The 18101-nt window shown below is 70.0% G+C and carries 15 protein-coding genes and 2 tRNA genes; 8 read left to right on the top strand and 9 right to left on the bottom strand.

Annotated elements, in window-relative coordinates:
• Nucleotides 1–338: 338 nt before the first annotated feature.
• Entirely contained in the window at nucleotides 339–2981 is a 2643-nt protein-coding gene (gene pepN, locus ABT078_RS15040) for an aminopeptidase N (protein WP_351227625.1), read from the bottom strand.
• Nucleotides 2982–3111: 130 nt separating this feature from the next.
• Between pepN and ABT078_RS15035 the strand changes: the two genes are divergently transcribed.
• Nucleotides 3112–3750 (top strand): mycothiol-dependent nitroreductase Rv2466c family protein, encoded by a 639-nt coding sequence (locus ABT078_RS15035; protein WP_351227623.1) that lies wholly within the window; start codon nucleotides 3112–3114, stop codon nucleotides 3748–3750.
• A 151-nt stretch (nucleotides 3751–3901) separates the two neighbouring features.
• Here the strand turns inward: ABT078_RS15035 and ABT078_RS15030 are convergent, their stop codons facing one another.
• From ABT078_RS15030 to ABT078_RS15015, 4 genes are all read right to left on the bottom strand, one after another.
• Complete coding sequence (locus tag ABT078_RS15030) at nucleotides 3902–4537, bottom strand: superoxide dismutase (RefSeq protein WP_351227621.1); 636 nt, start codon at nucleotides 4535–4537, stop codon at nucleotides 3902–3904.
• Between the two features lie 87 nt (nucleotides 4538–4624).
• The gene (locus ABT078_RS15025; protein WP_351227619.1) at nucleotides 4625–5692 is read right to left on the bottom strand and encodes a glycerophosphodiester phosphodiesterase family protein; all 1068 of its coding nucleotides are present in this window, start codon (nucleotides 5690–5692) and stop codon (nucleotides 4625–4627) included.
• A 279-nt stretch (nucleotides 5693–5971) separates the two neighbouring features.
• Nucleotides 5972–7396 carry an amino acid permease gene (locus tag ABT078_RS15020; protein WP_351227617.1) on the bottom strand — a complete coding sequence of 475 codons (1425 nt, stop codon included), beginning with the start codon at nucleotides 7394–7396 and terminating at the stop codon, nucleotides 5972–5974.
• Between the two features lie 113 nt (nucleotides 7397–7509).
• Nucleotides 7510–8904 carry an amino acid permease gene (locus tag ABT078_RS15015; protein ID WP_351227714.1) on the bottom strand — a complete coding sequence of 465 codons (1395 nt, stop codon included), beginning with the start codon at nucleotides 8902–8904 and terminating at the stop codon, nucleotides 7510–7512.
• Nucleotides 8905–9173: 269 nt separating this feature from the next.
• On the opposite strand from ABT078_RS15015, the gene ABT078_RS15010 reads away from it, so the two are divergent.
• Entirely contained in the window at nucleotides 9174–9767 is a 594-nt protein-coding gene (locus ABT078_RS15010) for a biotin transporter BioY (protein ID WP_351227615.1), read from the top strand.
• 73 nt (nucleotides 9768–9840) lie between these two features.
• Here the strand turns inward: ABT078_RS15010 and ABT078_RS15005 are convergent, their stop codons facing one another.
• Nucleotides 9841–11286, bottom strand: a complete 1446-nt coding sequence (locus tag ABT078_RS15005) for an amino acid permease (protein WP_351227613.1) — start codon at nucleotides 11284–11286, stop codon at nucleotides 9841–9843.
• A gap of 184 nt (nucleotides 11287–11470) precedes the next feature.
• Here ABT078_RS15005 and ABT078_RS15000 point away from each other — a divergent pair, with 184 nt between their 5' ends.
• Together ABT078_RS15000 and ABT078_RS14995 are read left to right on the top strand one after the other, a co-directional pair.
• Nucleotides 11471–11965, top strand: coding sequence for a ribose-5-phosphate isomerase (locus ABT078_RS15000; RefSeq protein ID WP_351227611.1), 495 nt, complete (start codon nucleotides 11471–11473; stop codon nucleotides 11963–11965).
• Complete coding sequence (locus ABT078_RS14995) at nucleotides 11965–12789, top strand: Fpg/Nei family DNA glycosylase (protein ID WP_351227609.1); 825 nt, start codon at nucleotides 11965–11967, stop codon at nucleotides 12787–12789. The genes ABT078_RS15000 and ABT078_RS14995 overlap by 1 nt, the downstream gene beginning before the upstream one ends.
• A gap of 16 nt (nucleotides 12790–12805) precedes the next feature.
• On the opposite strand, the gene ABT078_RS14990 is transcribed toward ABT078_RS14995, so the two are convergent.
• Nucleotides 12806–14035, bottom strand: coding sequence for a GNAT family N-acetyltransferase (locus tag ABT078_RS14990; protein WP_351227607.1), 1230 nt, complete (start codon nucleotides 14033–14035; stop codon nucleotides 12806–12808).
• A 107-nt stretch (nucleotides 14036–14142) separates the two neighbouring features.
• Between ABT078_RS14990 and ABT078_RS14985 the strand changes: the two genes are divergently transcribed.
• Both ABT078_RS14985 and ABT078_RS14980 read left to right on the top strand, forming a co-directional pair.
• On the top strand, nucleotides 14143–15285 hold the full coding sequence (locus tag ABT078_RS14985; protein ID WP_351227606.1) for a SpoIIE family protein phosphatase: 1143 nt from the start codon (nucleotides 14143–14145) through the stop codon (nucleotides 15283–15285).
• A 65-nt stretch (nucleotides 15286–15350) separates the two neighbouring features.
• On the top strand, nucleotides 15351–15800 hold the full coding sequence (locus ABT078_RS14980; RefSeq protein WP_351227604.1) for an HD domain-containing protein: 450 nt from the start codon (nucleotides 15351–15353) through the stop codon (nucleotides 15798–15800).
• On the opposite strand, the gene ABT078_RS14975 is transcribed toward ABT078_RS14980, so the two are convergent.
• Nucleotides 15748–16950 carry an acyltransferase family protein gene (locus tag ABT078_RS14975; protein ID WP_351227602.1) on the bottom strand — a complete coding sequence of 401 codons (1203 nt, stop codon included), beginning with the start codon at nucleotides 16948–16950 and terminating at the stop codon, nucleotides 15748–15750. The genes ABT078_RS14980 and ABT078_RS14975 overlap by 53 nt on opposite strands.
• Before the next feature lie 403 nt (nucleotides 16951–17353).
• Between ABT078_RS14975 and ABT078_RS14970 the strand changes: the two genes are divergently transcribed.
• A complete protein-coding gene (locus ABT078_RS14970; RefSeq protein ID WP_351227600.1) occupies nucleotides 17354–17548 on the top strand; it encodes a hypothetical protein in 195 nt (64 codons plus the stop codon).
• A gap of 99 nt (nucleotides 17549–17647) precedes the next feature.
• Here the strand turns inward: ABT078_RS14970 and ABT078_RS14965 are convergent.
• Nucleotides 17648–17718: transfer RNA gene (locus tag ABT078_RS14965), tRNA-Gly, on the bottom strand.
• A 155-nt stretch (nucleotides 17719–17873) separates the two neighbouring features.
• Here ABT078_RS14965 and ABT078_RS14960 point away from each other — a divergent pair.
• Nucleotides 17874–17950: transfer RNA gene (locus ABT078_RS14960), tRNA-Pro, on the top strand.
• The last annotated feature ends 151 nt before the right edge of the window (nucleotides 17951–18101 follow it).

The raw sequence follows: 18101 nt of genomic DNA, 5'->3' as shown, positions 1-18101 counted from the left end.
CTGCCCCCAGCCCTCCGTCGGGGCTCTGCCCCGGCCCCCTACGCCCTGCGGGCGGCACCGGGCGCGGACCGGACCGGTCCGGCGTTCGACGGCGGACATACGGGTCTGCTGCGCGGTGCCGGGCGTATGCCAAGCCTGTTCGGGGTTCGGGGACGGACACCCGGGCCCACCGCGCGGTCCGGGCGCCCGCCAAGCCTGTCCGGGGTTCGAGGTCGGCCGTGCGGGCCCACCGCGCGGTTCGGTCGCGGTCGGGGTCCGCGGGGCCCGCCGGTCGGGCGCGGGGCAGCGTCGCCGCGGGCGGGACGCCGGGGGAGGGGGCGGGCGCCGCCCCCTCCCTCTCAGGCAGTCCGCGCCGCGTCCCGCGCCTGCGCGCGCAACGCGCGGGCGAGGTCGTCGCGGGACTCGAGGACGAGGCGCCGGAGGGCCGGCGCGGCGGAGGCGTGTGCGGCCAGCCACGCATCGGCGGCCCCGAGCGTCGCCTCGCTGTCCTGGAGCCCGGGGAACAGCCCCTGCACCACGTCCATCCCGATCTGGATCGAGCGCTCGGCCCACACCCGCTCGATCGTCTCGAAGTACTTCTCCGCGTACGGCGCGATGAGCTCCCGCTGCGAGGCCTGCACAAACCCCGAGATCGTCGCCGTCACCAGCGCGTTGGAGAGCGTGTCGGACTCCACGACCTGTGCCCACGCCTGGTCCTTGACCGCCGCGGACGGCCGCGCGGCCAGGCACCGCACCTGGTAGCGCTTGCCGGACGCGGTGTCGTCCCGCGCCAGTTCCGCGCCGATCGCCGCCTCGTCGGCGACCCCGTGCGAGGCGAGCGGCTCCAGGAAGGCCCAGCGCAGTTCCTGGTCGACGTCCAGCCCGTCGATCTTCGCCGTACCGTCCAGCAGCCCCTGCAGCAGCTGCAGATCCGCGTCCGTCGTCGCCGCCGACGCGAAGAACCGCGCCCACGTCAGCTGGTGCTGGCTCCCCGGCTCCGCCATCCGGAGCTCCCGCAGCGCGCACGCCGACAGCAGCCGCGCACCCTCCTCGCGCCACTCGGGCGCCGCGTAGTGCACCAGGGCCGTACGCGCCCACGCGTGCACCATCTGCAGCACACCGATGTCCGACTCGCGGCCGGCGAAGTCGAGAACCAGCGCCACGAAGTCCCGTGCCGGCATCAGGGCGTCCCGCGTCAGGTTCCACAGCGCCGACCAGCAAAGCGCCCGCGCGAGCGGATCCGTCACGGCACCCAGGTGCGACCGCAGCGTCTCCAGCGAGCCCTCGTCGAAGCGGATCTTGCAGTAGGTCAGGTCGTCGTCGTTGACCAGGACCAGCGCCGGCCTCTCCGCGCCGGTCAGCTCCCCGACCACCGTCCGCGCCCCGACGACGTCCACCTCGGCGCGCGCGTAGCGCACCAGGTCCGTGCCCTCGTGCCGGTACAGCCCGACCGCCACCCGGTGCGGCCTCAGGTGGTCGCCGTCCTGGACCACGGCCAGCTCGGTGATGCGGTCCCCGGCGTCGTACGTCACGGCGGGGGTGAGGGAGTTGACGCCCGCCGTCTCCAGCCAGGACCGCGACCACGCCGCCATGTCCCGCCCGGACGTCTCCTCCAGGACGGACAGCAGGTCGCCGAGCTGCGTGTTCCCGTACGCGTGCCGCTTGAAGTAGCGCCGCGCGCCCTCCAGGAACGCGTCCCGTCCCGCGTACGCGACGAGCTGCTTCAGCACCGACGCGCCCTTGGCGTACGTGATCCCGTCGAAGTTGAGCTTCGCGTCCTCCAGGTCACGGATGTCGGCCGTGATCGGGTGCGTCGACGGCAGCTGGTCCGCACGGTAGGCCCACGCCTTGCGGTTGTTCGCGAAGGTCACCCACCCGTTGCGGAAGCGGGTCGCCTCCACCATCGAGAAGGACCCCATGAAGTCCGCGAAGGACTCCTTCAGCCACAGGTCGTCCCACCACTGCATGGTGACCAGGTCGCCGAACCACATGTGCGCCATCTCGTGCAGGATGACGTTCGCCCGCCGCTCGTACGACGCCTGCGTCACCTTCCCCCGGAAGACGAACTCCTCCCGGAAGGTCACGCACCCCGGGTTCTCCATCGCGCCGATGTTGTACTCGGGCACGAAGGCCTGGTCGTACTTCCCGAACGGGTACGGACAGTCGAAGTGGTCGTGGAAGAAGTCCAGGCCCTGCTTGGTGACGAGGAAGATGTCGTCCGCGTCGAAGTGCTTGGCCAGCCCCTTGCGGCACATCGCTCCGAGCGGGATCTCCAGCGTCGTGCCGTCGTCGAAGGTGCGCGTGTAGAGGTCGGTCTCGTAGTGGTACGGACCGGCGACGACGGCCGTGATGTAGGTGGAGATCGGCTCGGTCTCCGCGAAGCGCCAGGTCTCGCCGCCCTCCCGTCGCCCGCCACCACCCTTCTGCGGAAGCTCCCCCAGACTTCGTCCGGGGATACCCCCATCGCGCCCTTCGATTCCCGACTCCTCCGCGCCGTTGCTCCAGACCGTCCAGCCCTCGGGCGCGGCCACCTCGAATCGGAAGGGGGCCTTGAGGTCCGGCTGCTCGAAGTTCGCGAAGACACGGCGGGCGTCGGCCGGCTCGTACTGCGTGTAGACGTAGACCTCGCCGTCCTCCGGGTCGACGAACCGGTGCAGGCCCTCGCCGGTCCGGCTGTACGCGCACTGCGCGTCGACGACCAGGACGTTCTCGGCGCGGAGCGCGGGGAGCGCGATCCGGGAGCCGTCGAAGACGGCGGCCGGGTCCAGCTCCTCCCCGTTGAGGGTGACGGCGGTCACGGACGGGGCGACCAGATCGGCGAAGGTGCCTGCGCCCGGTTCGGCCGCGCGGAAGCGGATCGTCGTCACGGAGCGGAACGTCCGCGGCTCCGGACCGTCTTCCTCGATCGCGGACCGCAGATCGAGGAAGACCTCGTACCCGTCGACGGCCAGCAGTGCGGCCCGCTCGCGGGCCTCGTCGCGGGACAGATTCTCTCCGGGCACGGCCACTCCTTCGTGTCTCGTTTGAACAGCACCGATCCTCGCATGTGCGCCTGACCGCCGATATCGGGGAATGCCCGCGGCGACCGGCGATGTTCCACGGGGGAGCTGTGCTTCCCACACGAGGAGAGACATGTCCGAGAGCAGGACCCCTGCCGACTTCTGGTTCGATCCCCTGTGCCCGTGGGCCTGGATGACCTCCCGCTGGATGCTCGAGGTCGAGAAGGTCCGGCCGGTGGACGTCCGCTGGCACGTCATGAGCCTGGCCGTGCTCAACGAGGACAGGCTGGACGAGCTGCCCGAGCAGTACCGCGAGCTGCTCAGGACGGGCTGGGGCCCGGTCCGTGTCGTCATCGCCGCCCAGCAGAAGCACGGTGACGACGTCGTCGGCCCGCTCTACACCGAGCTCGGCACCCGCATCCACAACGACGGCCGCGGAGCGACCCCCGAGGTGATACTGGAGGCCCTGGCCGCGGTGGACCTCCCTGCCGAGCTCGCGGAGTACGCCGAGTCGGACGCGTACGACGTCGAGCTGCGCGCCTCCCACCGGGAGGGCATCTCCAAGGTCGGCCAGGACGTCGGCACGCCGGTCATCGCGGTGCCGGGCGCGGACGGCGAGCAGATCGCCTTCTTCGGCCCGGTCGTCACCCCGGCGCCCAAGGGCGAGGCGGCGGCGAAGCTGTGGGACGGCACGCTGCTGGTGGCGTCGGTCCCGGGCTTCTACGAGATCAAGCGGACGCGCACGAACGGTCCCGACTTCTCCAACCTCTGATCGTTTCACCCGTGCCCCGCACGGAAGGGCCCCCGCGAGTCACTCCCCCCAGAGCTCCTGGGAGGTGCCCATTCGCGGGGGCCCTCCTTCATTCCGCCTGCAGGTGAAGGTTGAGAAGACGATCACGAGCAGGACGACTGTGCTCGCCCCGTCAGGGGGCGATGAGCGGGGTGCGCTCCTTGGCTTCGGCGTAACGCTTCGCCACGTCCTGCCAGTTGACGACCTGCCACATGGCGTCGATGAAGTCCACCTTCTGGTTCTTGTACTGAAGGTAGAACGCGTGCTCCCAGGCGTCGAAGACCAGGATCGGCACCGACCCCTGTCCGACATTGCCCTGGTGGTCGTACACCTGCTCGACGATGAGCCGTCCACTGACCGGCTCGTACGCGAGGACGCCCCAACCCGAGCCCTGCGTGGTCGCGGCGGCCTTGGAGAGCTGCGTCCTGAACTTCCGGAAGGAGCCGAACGACTTGGCGATCGCGTCCGCGAGCTCGCCCACACCGTCCGCGGCCAGCGGCTCACCGCCACCTTCGCCGGTCATGTTGTGCCAGTAGATGCTGTGCAGGATGTGCCCGGAGAGATGGAACACGAGGTTCTTCTCCAGCCCGTTGATCGCTCCCCACTGCTCCTTGTCGCGCGCTTCCTCCAGCTGCTCCAGCGTGTCGTTGGCGCCCTTGACGTAGGCGGCGTGGTGCTTGTCGTGGTGCAGCTCGATGATCTTCGGATTGATCACCGGCTCCAGCGCCGCGTAGTCGTACGGAAGTTCAGGAAGCGTGTACATGGCCATGTCCGAGCCCTCCGAGCTGCTTATTGCAAGTGATTCGCAATTGCATGTTAGCAGCAGGAGGGCCCGGAAGTTGATCAGCCCTTCGTCCTAGGACAAGGCGTCGCGGGCGATCGCGGCGAGATCGGCGAAGTCGGTGACCACGGCGTCGACGCCGAGGGCGTAGTGCCGCTCGTACTCGGCGAAGGCGTCGCCGAACGCGATCGGGTCGGTGCCGCGACGCAGGTCGGCGGGCAGATACTGGTTCTCCGCGCGGAAGGTGTAGGCGCCGACCTTCAGCCCTGCCGCGTGCGCGTCGGCGAGCAGCGGCGAGGGCGGGACGACGGAGGACTTGTCCGGGCCGATCCACCGGGCGTACGTCGCCATCTCGTGCAGTCCGGCCGGCGTCATCATCTCCCGGTAGGTGACCGGGTGGCCGTAAGGGCCGCCGGTCGTGCCGAGCGCCTGCCACAGCGGCACCCCCAGCCGTTCGCCGGCGATCCGGTGCAGGCTGTCCGGCTCGAAGGACTGCACGACGCACTCGTGGGGACGCAGACGGGCACGGCGGATCGCGACGGCCAGCGGTGGCTCCAGAGGAAGGCCGATGGAGCGGAAGTACGTGGGGTGCTTGGTCTCCGGGAAGACGGCGACGGTGCGGTGGTGCTGCCGGGACAGGGCCCTGGCCAGGTCGACCACCTCCTCGAACGTCATGATCGGTTCGCGCCGGTCGAAGACGGTGTTGCGGTTGCGGACGGCCGGGAGGCGCTCGACGGCGCGCAGGGTCTTCAGCTCCGCGAGCGTGAAGTCCTCGGTGAACCAGCCGGTGACGGCCCGGCCGTCGATGGTCTTCGTGGTCCTGCGGTCCGCGAACTCCGCGTGCGCGGCGATGTCCGTCGTCCCCGAGATCTCGTTCTCGTGCCGCACCACCAGACGGTGGTCGCGGGTCACCACCAGATCCGGCTCGATCCAGTCGGCCCCGGCCCGCACCGCGTATGTGTACGACGCGGCCGTGTGCTCCGGCCGCCACCCGGCGGCTCCCCGGTGCCCGATGACGACGGGCCCGCGCGGCCGGTGCGGCGCAGCCGCGACCGCGGCCCCCGCGCCCGCCGTGGCGGCGGTCGAGGCGGCGGTCGCCCCCGCCGCGAGAAGTATCGAACGGCGCCTGAACCCTGCGGACATGGAGTCCTCCCGTCACTCGACTTCCGGCAACGCGTGGCGTCGCGCTCGGGCGGTCCGCCAGGTCGCCGCTTGCGCTCCACGACACGGCACCAAGACTTCGGGCAGGCCACACGCAGTTGTCGAGGACGGTTCAGTCGGAGGACGGTTCGCCGACGGTCCTTCGGGTCATCGCTCGGCGCGACGGCCGGCCACCCGGGCAGGGCCGTAGCCGGACACGCGAAGGACCCCCGGGCCGTCCTCGGCCCGGGGGTCCCGTGTGCGCGGCGGCTGCCGGCGCCGTCAGTCCGTCGAGGTCTGCTTCGTCGGCTCCGCCGACGCGCGGCGCTTCTGCAGGAAGAGGCCGCCGGCGGCCAGCACCAGCGTCATCAGGCCGGTCGCGAGGAGCTGGTCGCGGGTGCCGGGCTGGCGGAGCATCAGCACGAAGATCCCGAGCATGCCCGCGATCGCGACCCAGGTGAGCACCGGGAACAGCCACATCCGCACCACGAGCTTCTCCGGAGCCTCGCGCTCCACCCGTCGCCGCAGCACCAGCTGGGAGACGGCGATGAAGAGCCAGACGACGAGGATCACCGCGCCGATCATGTTCAGCAGCCACGGGAAGACGTCGTCAGGACGCCAGTAGCTGAGCAGCACGCACAGGAAGCCGAAGACGGAGGAGACCAGTACGGCGATCCGCGGCACACCCCCGGAGATCCGGCCGATCGCCTTCGGGCCCTGGCCACGGGCGACCAGCGAGTACGCCATGCGCGAGGCGCCGTAGATGTTGGCGTTCATCGCGGAGAGCAGGGCGACCAGCACCACGATCTGCATCACGGTGCCGGCGCCCGGGATGTCGAGGTGGTTCAGGGCGGTGACGTACGGGCCCTTGTCGGGGTTGGCGACGTCCGGGTCGTCCCACGGCACCAGTGTGACGATGACCGCCATCGAGCCGATGTAGAACACCGCGATGCGCCACATCGCCGTACGCACGGCCTTGGTGACGCCCTGGACGGGGTGCTCGGACTCGGCGGCCGCGATGGTGACCGTCTCCAGGCCGCCGTACGCGAAGACGGACGCCAGCAGACCGATGACGAGGCCCTCCGAGCCGTTCGGCAGGAAGCCGCCGTCGCCGGTGAGGTTGGCGGTGCCGGGGGCCTCCGTGCCGGGCAGGAAGCCGAGGATCGCGAGGCCGCCGAGGATCAGGAACAGCGTGATCGCGCCGACCTTGAGGGCGGCGAACCAGAACTCGAACTCGCCGAAGTTCTTCACGGCCGCGAGGTTCGTCCCGCAGAACACCAGCATGAACAGGGCGACCCAGGCCCACTCGGGCGTGCCGGGCAGCCAGCCGCTGACGATCTTCGCCGCGCCGATGCCCTCCAGGCCGACCGCGACGGACAGCAGCACCCAGAAGGACCAGCCGGCCGTGAAGCCCGCCCAGGGTCCGATGGCCCGCTCGGCGTGGACCGAGAACGAGCCGGAGGCCGGATTCGCGGCCGACATCTCGCCGAGCATGCGCATCACCAGCATGACGAGCAGGCCGGATATCGCATAGGCGACGACGATCGACGGTCCGGCGGCGGCGATACCGGCTCCGGAGCCGACGAAGAGACCGGCTCCGATCACCCCGCCGAGGGCGATCATCGAGAGATGGCGCTGCTTGAGGCCGTGCGCGAGCGCGGAGTCGGCCTTGTGGTCGACGGGCGCGGGCGCCGAGGTCCGAGACATGGGTATGCCCTGTTCGTGGGGGACGAGGGGATTGGCCCACAGTCTGAGGCCCATTCCGCTCACAGGGCTCGGATGACCGCTATACGGACAAGATGCTCACACAATGTGAAGGGTCAGAAACGGTCGGCCCGAGTCTCACGCCACTCCCGTACCCCCGCCACGACCAGCACCGCAGCCGCCGCCGCCGCCGACCAGAGGACCTGCGGCCGCGCACCGTCGTCGAACAGCATCAGCACCACCACAGCCGCCATCCCGGCCAGCGCCACCCAGGTCAGCCACGGGAAGCCCCACATCCTCAGGACCAGCTTCTCCGGTGCCTCCCGCTCGATGCGCCGCCGCAGCCGCAGCTGTGACACCGCGATCAGGGCCCACACGAACAGCAGCACCGCGCCGACGGCGTTGAGCATGTAGAGGAAGACGGAGTCCGGCCATTTCAGATTGAGCAGGACGGAGACGAAGCCGAAGGCCACCGAGGCGAACACGGCCCGCCGAGGCACCCCGCCCCCGGAGACCTTCAGCAGACCGGCGGGCGCCTCGCCGCGCTCGGCGAGCGAGAAGACCATCCGCGAGGAGCCGTAAAGATTGGCGTTGAGGGCGGACAGCAGCGCCACGAACACCACGATGTTCATGATCTGCCCGGCCGCAGGCACCCCGATCGCGTCGAGGACGGCGACGTACGGGCTCTGTCCCGGCTTCATCGCGGTCCACGGCAGCACGGTCACGATGACCAGCATCGAGCCGACGTAGAAGAGGAGGATGCGCCACACCGCGCTGCGCACCGCACGCCCGACCGCGCGGGCCGGGTCCTCGGACTCGGCGGCCGCGATCGTGACGACCTCCAGACCGCCGAAGGCGAAGACGACCGCGAGGACTCCGGAGACGACGCCCTCCCAGCCGTTCGGCAGGAAACCCCCCTGCCCGGTCAGATTGCCGAGCCCGACCGGCTCCGTGTCGGGCAGGACACCGAAGATCGCCAGCGTGCCCAGCAGCAGGAACAGCACGATCGCGCCCACCTTCAGGGCGGCGAACCAGAACTCGAACTCGCCGAAGTTCTTCACGGCCGCGAGATTGGCGGCGGTGAAGACCATCATGAAGATCAGCACCCAGGCCCACTGCGGCACGCCCGGCACCCAGCCGTTGGCGATGGTCGCCGCGCCGGTCGCCTCCACGGCGAGCACGACCACCAGCAGGAACCAGTACAGCCAGCCCACGCTGAAGCCGGCCCAGCGGCCGAGCGCCCGCTCCGCGTGCACCGAGAAGGCACCGGAGGCGGGCATCGCCGACGACATCTCGCCGAGCATCCGCATCACCAGCATCGCCAGCGTGCCGGCGAGTAGATACGACACGACGATCCCGGGCCCGGCGACCGCGATCCCGGCTCCGGAGCCGACGAAGAGACCGGCTCCGATCACCCCGCCGAGGCCGAGCATCGTCAGATGACGCTGCTTCAGCCCGTGCGAGAGAGGTTCGGCCTCGGTGGCCAACGGGGTGGGCGGTGCGTCGTGCATGGTGCTCGTCACTCTCGGGAATTTGGCAAGAATCCACAGTCTCCCCGAGCTCGGCACCGATCGCCAAAAACGGGATCTTCGGCCCGCCACCTCAGTGACGAGTGTCACGCGCCCCGGGCGCTTACCCTGTGCTCTTTGTGAGGAACCCACCAATGCGTCGGCCGGCCCTTTGTCATCGGCTGACGGTGATCGGTCGTTCACTCCTGGGTTAACGTCGCCATGTCCACACCGATGTGAGTACCCACTCTCCACACCCTCGCGGAGTCCCGATGAGCACTGCTGCCGCCCCCGTCCGATCCGGACTGGTTCTCGCCGACCTGCTGCCCACCAGCCGTACGAAGTCCGCGGTGGACGCGGCCCTGGTCGTCGGCGGCGCCGCGCTCACCGGCATCGCGGCCCAGATAGCCGTCCCGGTCCCCGGCTCCCCGGTGCCGGTCACGGGCCAGACCTTCGCCGCGCTCCTCGTCGGCACGGCGCTCGGCGCCCGCCGTGGCTTCCTCGCTCTCGCGCTGTACGCAATCGCCGGTGTGGCGGGCATGCCGTGGTTCGCCGAGGCGTCCTCCGGGTACGCGATGCCGTCGTTCGGCTACATCCTCGGCATGCTGCTCGCCGCGACCATCGTCGGAGCCCTCGCCCGCCGTGGCGCGGACCGCTCCGTCCTGCGCACCGCCGGCAGCATGGTGCTCGGCTCCGCGATCATCTACGCGGTCGGCGTGCCGTACCTGGCCCTCGCCACCGGCATGACGCTCTCCCAGGCCGTGGCCGCGGGCCTCACCCCGTTCCTCGTCGGTGACGCGCTCAAGGCCGCGCTGGCGATTGGCGTGCTGCCGGGCGCCTGGAAGCTGCTCGGCCGCCGCGGCTGACACGTATGCGAAAGCCCCGGTCCGCTCGCGGCGGACCGGGGCTTTCGCGTACGTGCGCGCCTGAGCCGGGGAACTAGGCGTCGACCTCGGCCTTGCGCCTGCTCTTGTCCTTGGACTGGAGCACGAAACCGATGATCATCACGACGGCCGCGACCATCAGCGACAGCAGCACGACCTCGCGGTTGGCGTCGTCGAAGAGCATGTAGCCCAGCACGAAGACGATCATCGCGGCGGTCGCCCAGGTCAGGTACGGGAAGAGCCACATCTTCACCGTCACCTTCTCCGGGACCTCACGCATCAGGATCCCGCGCATCCGCAGCTGGGTGAAGCAGATCACCAGCCAGACGAAGAGTGCGACGGCACCCGACGAGTTCAGCAGGAACAGGAAGACCGTGTCCTTGAACGCGTAGTTGAAGTAGACGGCGAGGAAGCCGAAGACCACGGAGCCCAGGATCGCCCACATCGGCACGCCCTTGGCGTTGACCTTGGCGAAGGCCTTGGGGGCGTCACCGCGCTCGCCCAGCGAGAACGCCATGCGCGAGGCGGTGTACAGGCCGGAGTTCAGGCAGGACAGCACGGCCGTCAGGACGATGACGTTCATGATCTGGCCGGCGGCCGGGATGCCGATGGAGTCCAGGGCCGCGACGTACGAGCCCTTCTCGACGATCGACTTGTCGTTCCACGGCAGCAGAGTCAGGACCACGAAGATCGAGCCCAGGTAGAAGACGCCGATCCGCCAGATCACGCTGTTGGTGGCCTTGGTGACCGCGCGGCGCGGGTCCTCGGACTCACCTGCGGCCAGCGTGACGATCTCGCTGCCCATGAAGGAGAAGACGACCATCAGCACACCGGTGAGGATGGCGCCCGCGCCGTTGGGCAGGAAGCCGCCGGCATCGGTCAGGTGCGCGAAGCCCGCGCCCGGGTTGTCGGAGCCCGGCAGGATGCCGAAGACGGCCAGCAGACCGATGACCACGAACGCGCCGATGGCGACGACCTTGATGCCGGCGAACCAGAACTCGAACTCGCCGTACGACGAAACCGAGACGAGGTTGGTCGCGGTCAGCACGACCATGACGATCAGCGCCCAGGCCCACTGCGGCACGGCCGGGACCCAGCCCTCCAGGATCACGGCACCCGCGGTCGCCTCGACCGCCAGCACCACGACCCAGAAGAACCAGTACAGCCAGCCGATGGAGAAGCCCGCCCAGCGGCCGAGCGCGCGGTCGGCGTACGCGGAGAACGAGCCGGAGTTCGGGCTCGCGGCCGCCATCTCGCCCAGCATCCGCATGACGAAGACCACCATCGCGCCGACGAGGAGGTACGACACGAGGATGGCCGGGCCGGCCGCGGCGATACCGCCGGAGGACCCGACGAACAGGCCGGCGCCGATGACGCCGCCGATGGCGATCATGGACAGATGGCGGTTCTTCAGTCCGGCCTTGAGACCGTCCGAAGGCTGGGGAATGCCGGGTTCTCCGGTGCTTCCGCCTGCCTTCGTAAGGGTCGACTGCGAGGTCATGGACGATTCCTTACGTGTGCGGTTCGCTCGGGTTACGAGCCCGTGCATTCAAACCGGTGACTCGCCGGTACGGAAGACCTGATTCCGTTTCGTGATATTGGGCACCTTTCGTCCGGTCGTGCGACCGAAACCCGTACCGACCCCGCTGACCGCTACCCGGCCTCCCGCGTGCCACACTCGGATCATGCGCGTGTACCTCGGCTCCGACCATGCCGGCTTCGAACTCAAGAACCACCTCGTCGAGTGGCTCACGGCCCACGGCCACGAGCCCGTCGACTGCGGCCCCCACATCTACGACGCCCAGGACGACTACCCGCCGTTCTGCCTGCGTGCCGCCGAGCGGACCGCCGCGGACCCGGACAGCCTCGGCGTCGTCATCGGCGGCTCCGGCAACGGCGAGCAGATCGCCGCGAACAAGGTCGAGGGTGTGCGCGCGGCACTGGCCTGGAGCGTGCAGACGGCCACACTGGGCCGTGAGCACAACAACGCCAATGTCGTGGCCGTCGGCGCCCGCATGCACACCACCGACGAGGCGACGACGTTCGTCGAGGTCTTCCTGAAGACGCCCTACTCGGGTGAGGAGCGTCACTCCCGTCGCATCGAGATGCTCTCGGCGTACGAGACCACCGGCGAGCTCCCCCCGATCCCGGCCCACCACCCGCAGGAGCCCACCGCCTGATGCCCGAGGGGCACACGATCCACCGACTGGCCGCCGACTACCGGGAACGGTTCGGCGGCCGGTCCGTCCGGGTGACGAGCCCGCAGGGGAAGTTCGCCGACTCAGCGGCGCTGCTCGACGGCACGGTGCTGGAGCGCACCGAGGCCCACGGCAAGCACCTCTTCCTCGGCTTCGGCGGCGAGGAATGGGTCCACATCCACCTCGGCCTGTTCGGCAAGGTGAACTTCGGCGACGTCCCGGCGCCCCCGCCCGCCGAGACCGTGCGGCTGCGGCTCGCCCACGCGCGGGCGTACGTCGACCTGCGCGGCCCGACCACGTGTTCCCTCATCACGGACCCCGAGAAGCGCGCGATACACGAGCGCCTCGGCCCCGATCCGCTCCGCACGGACGACGGCCCCGAGCGCGCCTGGGCACGGATCTCCCGCTCCCGTACGACCGTCGCGGCCCTGCTCATGGACCAGAAGGTCGTCGCGGGCGTCGGCAACGTCTACCGCGCGGAAGTCCTCTTCCGTCATGGCATCGATCCGTACCGCCTGGGGAAGGACCTCACCGAGCGCGAGTGGCACGCCGTCTGGGCGGACCTGGTCGCGCTCATGCGTGAAGGCGTGCGGAACAACCGCATCGACACCGTCCGACCCGAGCACACCCCCGAGGCCATGGGCCGCCCGCCGCGCGTCGACGACCACGGCGGCGAGGTCTACGTCTACCGCCGGGCCAGCCGGCCCTGCCACATCTGTGGCGGCGAGATCCGCACCGCCGATCTCGCCGCCCGCAACCTCTTCTGGTGTCCGACCTGCCAGGGGCCGGGCCGGTCGGGGACGTGAGGACGCCTCCCGCCCGCTAGAAGCCGTGCGGCAGCCACGGCGCGAGGTCCGAGCCGAAGGCGAGCGAGGCCTCGGCCAGCGCCCCGCCGCGCAGTTCGCGCACCCGCCCCGCGCCCGCCAGCGAGGAGAGCGTCACCCCGCCGAGGTACGCAGAGCCCAACTCCCTTGCGGACAGCGCCAGATCGGCCTCGTCCGCGGTGCGCTCGCAGGACGCGCCCTTCATGTCGCCGGTGAGCCGCCAGCGCCCCTCGTTCCAGGGGCAGAAGGCGTCCTCGACCTCGAACACCACGTCCACCGGCGCCTGGTAGGTCCGTGCCGCCAGCGCCGCGCCCAGGTCCACCAGCCGTACGTGCATCGAGTCGCGCACGAGAACACCGCACCGGCGGATGTCGGTCACCAGCTGCAGCAGCGGGTCGTCCACGGGCCGCATCCCCGCACGGACCGTCGAGGTCAGGTCGATGTCGAAGAGGAACCGCCACAGTGCCGCGTACGCCGCAGGGTCCAGCGCGTCGATGTGCCGGAGCATGATCGAGCCTTTCGCTCCCGACGCCTGCCACTCCGGCTTGTTGCGGAAGCGGACGTATCCCACCAATTCGCCGTCCCGCTCGGCGAGCACGCACTGCATGGGCGACGCGCCCTCCCGCTCGCCCCGGGGGTCGAGCAGCGGCAGCCGCTCCCAGCCGGGCGTCCGGGCGATCATGCCGGGCCGTGAGCCGATCGTGCGCAGATACACGGCCTCGCACGCCTCGGCCGCCTCCGCGACCGGAACGAACCGCAGTCGTACGCCGTCCGTTCCGGGCGGCGCGACGATCCGCACCCGGGACGTGTCGATCTCCAGATTCAGCTGATGCGTCCCGACGCCGTACCCGAACCGTCCGTAGATCTCCGGCTCGGACGCCGTCAGCACGGCGAGCGGTTCACCCCACATGTGTACGTCATCCAGCTGACGCCGCATCATCGAGGTCAGCACTCCGCGCCGCCGGTGCGTCGCCGCGACGCTCACCATCGTCACGCCGGCGGCGGGGACGAACGCGCCGCCGGGCACCGACACCTGGTAACTGAACGCCCCGGCCGTACCGACGCACTCGTCGCCGTCCCACGCGGCGATCGAACGGTCGAACTCCGTCAGCGTGCGAAACAGTTCGCGTTCCTCCGGGGCCTCGGGCACTCCGCCGAAGGCGCGCTCCAGCTTTCCGTACCACTCGTCCCACTGTGCCCGCTGGAGCACCCGCAGTTCAGTCGTCATGTGCCATCCCTACCAGGGGTGTCCGATCCGCCGCGACCCGATTTCGAACGCAATGTCACAGGGGCCGCCCTGCACGCCACCCGAGCGGGTGGATAGGGTCCACGACGATGGCACGTGGCGCAGCAGACTCACTCACGGCCCGGCTGCGGAAGTCCGCACACCGGGCCCGCACCGCGCTGCGCAAGTCCGGCGTCGACTACTTCCGAGGCGACGGCTCGGACTGGATCGCCCTGGTCGGACTGCTGCTGACCATCCCGGCGATCGCGTGCGGCACGATAGCCCTGCCCGTCTGGTTCTCGCCGGCGGCACTCGTCCTCCCGATCGTGGCGGGCGGTCTGCTGCTGCGGCCCGCCAGTCTCCTCGGGCTGTACGCGGCTGCGGCGGGCGCGCTCATCGTCGAGTCGCTCACGCTGGGCCCGTACATGGAGGGCCCGGCGCGGGTCACCCCCGGAACGGTGCTGGTCGTGGCGGCCTGCGGCTTCTTCGGACTGCTCATCGCACAGTTCCGGGCCCGGGTCGGCGTGCCCTGGCGGCGCGGCGGCACGATGCTCTTCGACCTGCGTGAACGCCTTCGGGTGCAGAGCGCGCTGCCCCGGCTGCCCAAGGGCTGGCACCGCGAGATGGCGCTGCGTCCGGCCGGCGGACAGTCCTTCTCCGGCGATTTCGTGGTCGCGGCCCGGACCAACGGCGGTCGCACACTCGAAGCCGTCCTGACCGACGTCTCCGGCAAGGGCATGGACGCGGGATCGCGCGCCCTGCTCCTGTCGGGCGCGTTCGGCGGACTCCTCGGCTCGCTGCCGCCGCACGGCTTCCTGCCCGCCGCCAACGGCTATCTGCTGCGCCAGGACTGGGACGAGGGCTTCGCGACCTCCATCCATCTCGTCCTCGACCTGGACTCCGGCGACTACGAACTCCTCTCCGCCGGCCATCTCCCCGCCCTCCAGCTCCACGCGGGTTCGGGCCGCTGGGAGGAGAAGTCCGCGGAGGGGCCACTGCTCGGCGTGTACGCCGGCGCCCAGTTCGACCCGGTCAAGGGGACACTGCGGCCGGGCGACGTGCTGATGCTCTTCACGGACGGCCTGGTGGAGGCGTCCGACCGCGAGATCGCCGAGGGCATGGACCGCCTCACCGGCGAGGCCGACCGCTATGTCGCGACCGGCTTCGAGGGCGCGGCCTGGCACCTCATCGAGGCCGTGGCCAAGGACGTCAACGACGACCGCGCCCTGCTTCTGCTCCGCCGCGAGCTGTGACATGAACCCCTCCGGGTTCTGAGAACGGACACCCGGGTCGATCGGCGCCCCCGTACAGTCCGCTCATGCCCTTCCTCACTCTGACCGACGTCGAGGCCGTGGCCCGCGAGGCGCACGCGGCGCAGACGGACAAGGCGGGACGCCCGTACACGGAGCATCTGCAGGCCGTCGCCGACGGCGTCCGCGCCCGTGGCGGCAGCGACGAGCAGATCGCCGCGGCATGGCTGCACGACGCCATCGAGGACGACGCCCTCTCCCGCGACTGGCTGGACGCCGCCGAACTCCCGCAGTCCGTCAAGGAGATGGTCCTCGCGCTGACCAAGCGCAAGGGCGAGGACCTCGCCGACTACACCCGACGCATTCTCGCGACGCCGGGCGCACTCCTCGTCAAGGAGTCCGACCTCGCCCACAACGCAGACCCTGACCGCCTGGCCGTCCTCGACGATGCGACCCGGGCCCGGCTCACCGCGAAGTACGCGACGGTGCGCCGGCTGCTGGGCCTGACAGCCGAGTGACGTCCCGCCGGAACGCCCAGGACAGCTCCGGCTCCGTCGCGAAGCGCAGAGCCCGCCGCACCGGAGGCGTACAGAGCAGCGTCACCGCCGCGGCCATCGTCAACGTCACCACGAGCTCTCCGCCCGGTGTGGCGAGCCACGGATGCTCCGCCGCCAGGCCCATGTAGTCGAAGGTCTTCACCAGGAAGCCGTGCAGCAGATACCCGCATATGGTGCCCGCACCCAGCACGGTGAACCAGGTCCGCCCGCGCGGCACCCAGGCCAGGAAGGCCGCCGTGAGCACGAGCGCGCAGGCGAACAGGCCGAACGTCATGAGCGGCCCCGCCCACCACGGCGCGCCCAGGTCCCCGGCCCCGGCCGAGCGGTAGAACCAGCCCATCCTCAGGTCCGGCGCGATCCAGTAGGTGAACACCGCCGCGCCCGCGACCACCGGCAGCGCCAGCAGCCGCACCTCGCGCCGCCGCACCAGCTGGAAGTGGACCGGCTTGAGCGAGAGCCCGAGCACGAAGAACGGCAGGAACTGCATCACGCGCTGCAGCTCGAGATCCCCGCCGATGCCCGTCGTGAGCGAGCCGAGCGCGGCGACGACCAGCGCGAGCGGCAGTGGCCACCGGATCGCGCGCCACAGGGGAGTGGACAGCCGCCAGACGAACAACGCCAGCAGGAACCAGGTGAGGTAGAAGGGGTCGGTCAGACTGAACGGGTGCCCGGGGTCGCCGTCGCCCCAGCGCTTGTGGAGCGTGTACGCCACCTCGAAGACGACGTACGGCACGACCACCCCGCTCACCAGCCGCTTCAGCTGGCCGGGCCGGGCGTCGAAGTTCCGCGAGAAGTAGCCGGAGATGATGATGAACGCCGGCATGTGGAAGGTGTAGACGAGCATGTACAGCGCTCGGGTGGCGCGACTGCCCTCCATCACCGGTTCCCACGCGTGCGCCACCGCCACCAGCACGATGGCCAGGTACTTGGCGTTGTCGAAGTAGGGGTCGCGTCTCCCGGCCGATGCCGCCGCGGGCGGCACGTGCGGGCGTGCCGCCGGTGCCGGTGACGCCGGTTCCTTCGCCTTCGCCGTCGTCTCGGGGACGGGCTCCGGCTCCCGGGAGGCCTCGGGGAGTCGGTCCCTCTGCAATCCATTCGGAGCGTGGAACATTCGAGGCACCCTAGCCCTGCGGAATGGATTACGTAAAACCCGCTGGAGGGCGCGTCCATTCGCCACTGAAACTACCGTCAAACGCGCAATATGCCCTAGTTAATACCGCTTAAACGGTGCAAATCGACACGCCGAATGTGAGGGTGAATTTCCTCACCGCAATTGCCTGAATTTCCTGTGACCGGGCTGTGTGTATTTCGCGCCCGGCGGGTAGGTGCCGTGTGTCGGTGCGCCATGGCCGGGCCTGTCGGCCCGGCCCGGTGTGACGTGATCCATCAGCCGACGATGTGTCAGCCGGCAGCCAGCACCAGGGGGTTGGTGGCACGATGGACGTGACGGGGGTGTGCTGGGCCGCATGCTCCCGGGCGGGGCAAGGGTGGACCGACCGAGGGTGTGATCAGTTGTGGCCATTTCGCTGTCTGTGGTGCTGCTGTTGGCGATCATCCTCGTGGTGATGATCCGCGGCGGTTCGATCAAGGCCGGACCCGCGATAGTCGCGGCGCTTTTCGGCTTCTTCCTCGCGTCGACCGGCATGGCGCCGTCGATCAACAACTTCCTGAACTCGCTGGCCGACTCGCTCAACGCGATCCAGTTCTGACGCCGACGCGCACTTCTGGCGTCGGCGCGCACCGCAGTACGACAACGACTCAGGGCCAGGCCGGAGGACGAACCTCCGGCCTGGCCCTGAGCCATGCGGAGCGGGCGACGGGAATCGAACCCGCGTAGCTAGTTTGGAAGACTAGGGCTCTACCATTGAGCTACGCCCGCGAGGATCGCGCCGCAGGTCATGAAGGCCGCGGCACGAAGAGCATCGTAGCGGGTTCCTGCCGCTCGCCGCACACCCATTCCGTACCGGGCGCGTACGTACGAAACAAAGGGGCAGGAGCACTGGCTGCGGGCATGTACCCTACGTGTCGCACCGACGGGGTGTGGCGCAGCTTGGTAGCGCGTCCGCTTTGGGAGCGGAAGGCCGTGGGTTCAAATCCCGCCACCCCGACCACCAGTCCTGATCACAGCTCAAGATCACGTTGTGGGGCTCATCCCGCTTGCGGTTACTATGCAAGCTGTGTGCCCGTGTGTCTGACGAGTGTCTGAAGAGCCGGGCCCGATCCGCTGAGTCGCCGCAGGACATCCCACCGCGGTGACCACAG

This window comes from Streptomyces sp. NPDC002133 (genome assembly GCF_040296405.1).
Taxonomy (GTDB): Bacteria; Actinomycetota; Actinomycetes; order Streptomycetales; family Streptomycetaceae; genus Streptomyces.
The sequence above is the reverse complement of the archived record's forward strand: the minus strand, read 5'-3'. Positions and strand labels throughout refer to the sequence as shown.

What these genes read in the sequence shown, in the direction of transcription:
- ABT078_RS15035 (WP_351227623.1), top strand. Translation starts at nt 3,112, where the DNA reads ATGTCCGAGAGCAGGACCCCTGCCGACTTCTGGTTCGATCCCCTGTGC.
- ABT078_RS15030 (WP_351227621.1), bottom strand. Translation starts at nt 4,537, where the DNA reads ATGGCCATGTACACGCTTCCTGAACTTCCGTACGACTACGCGGCGCTG.
- ABT078_RS15025 (WP_351227619.1), bottom strand. Translation starts at nt 5,692, where the DNA reads ATGTCCGCAGGGTTCAGGCGCCGTTCGATACTTCTCGCGGCGGGGGCG.
- ABT078_RS15020 (WP_351227617.1), bottom strand. Translation starts at nt 7,396, where the DNA reads ATGTCTCGGACCTCGGCGCCCGCGCCCGTCGACCACAAGGCCGACTCC.
- ABT078_RS15015 (WP_351227714.1), bottom strand. Translation starts at nt 8,904, where the DNA reads ATGCACGACGCACCGCCCACCCCGTTGGCCACCGAGGCCGAACCTCTC.
- ABT078_RS15010 (WP_351227615.1), top strand. Translation starts at nt 9,174, where the DNA reads ATGAGCACTGCTGCCGCCCCCGTCCGATCCGGACTGGTTCTCGCCGAC.
- ABT078_RS15005 (WP_351227613.1), bottom strand. Translation starts at nt 11,286, where the DNA reads ATGACCTCGCAGTCGACCCTTACGAAGGCAGGCGGAAGCACCGGAGAA.
- ABT078_RS15000 (WP_351227611.1), top strand. Translation starts at nt 11,471, where the DNA reads ATGCGCGTGTACCTCGGCTCCGACCATGCCGGCTTCGAACTCAAGAAC.
- ABT078_RS14995 (WP_351227609.1), top strand. Translation starts at nt 11,965, where the DNA reads ATGCCCGAGGGGCACACGATCCACCGACTGGCCGCCGACTACCGGGAA.
- ABT078_RS14990 (WP_351227607.1), bottom strand. Translation starts at nt 14,035, where the DNA reads ATGACGACTGAACTGCGGGTGCTCCAGCGGGCACAGTGGGACGAGTGG.
- ABT078_RS14985 (WP_351227606.1), top strand. Translation starts at nt 14,143, where the DNA reads ATGGCACGTGGCGCAGCAGACTCACTCACGGCCCGGCTGCGGAAGTCC.
- ABT078_RS14980 (WP_351227604.1), top strand. Translation starts at nt 15,351, where the DNA reads ATGCCCTTCCTCACTCTGACCGACGTCGAGGCCGTGGCCCGCGAGGCG.
- ABT078_RS14975 (WP_351227602.1), bottom strand. Translation starts at nt 16,950, where the DNA reads ATGTTCCACGCTCCGAATGGATTGCAGAGGGACCGACTCCCCGAGGCC.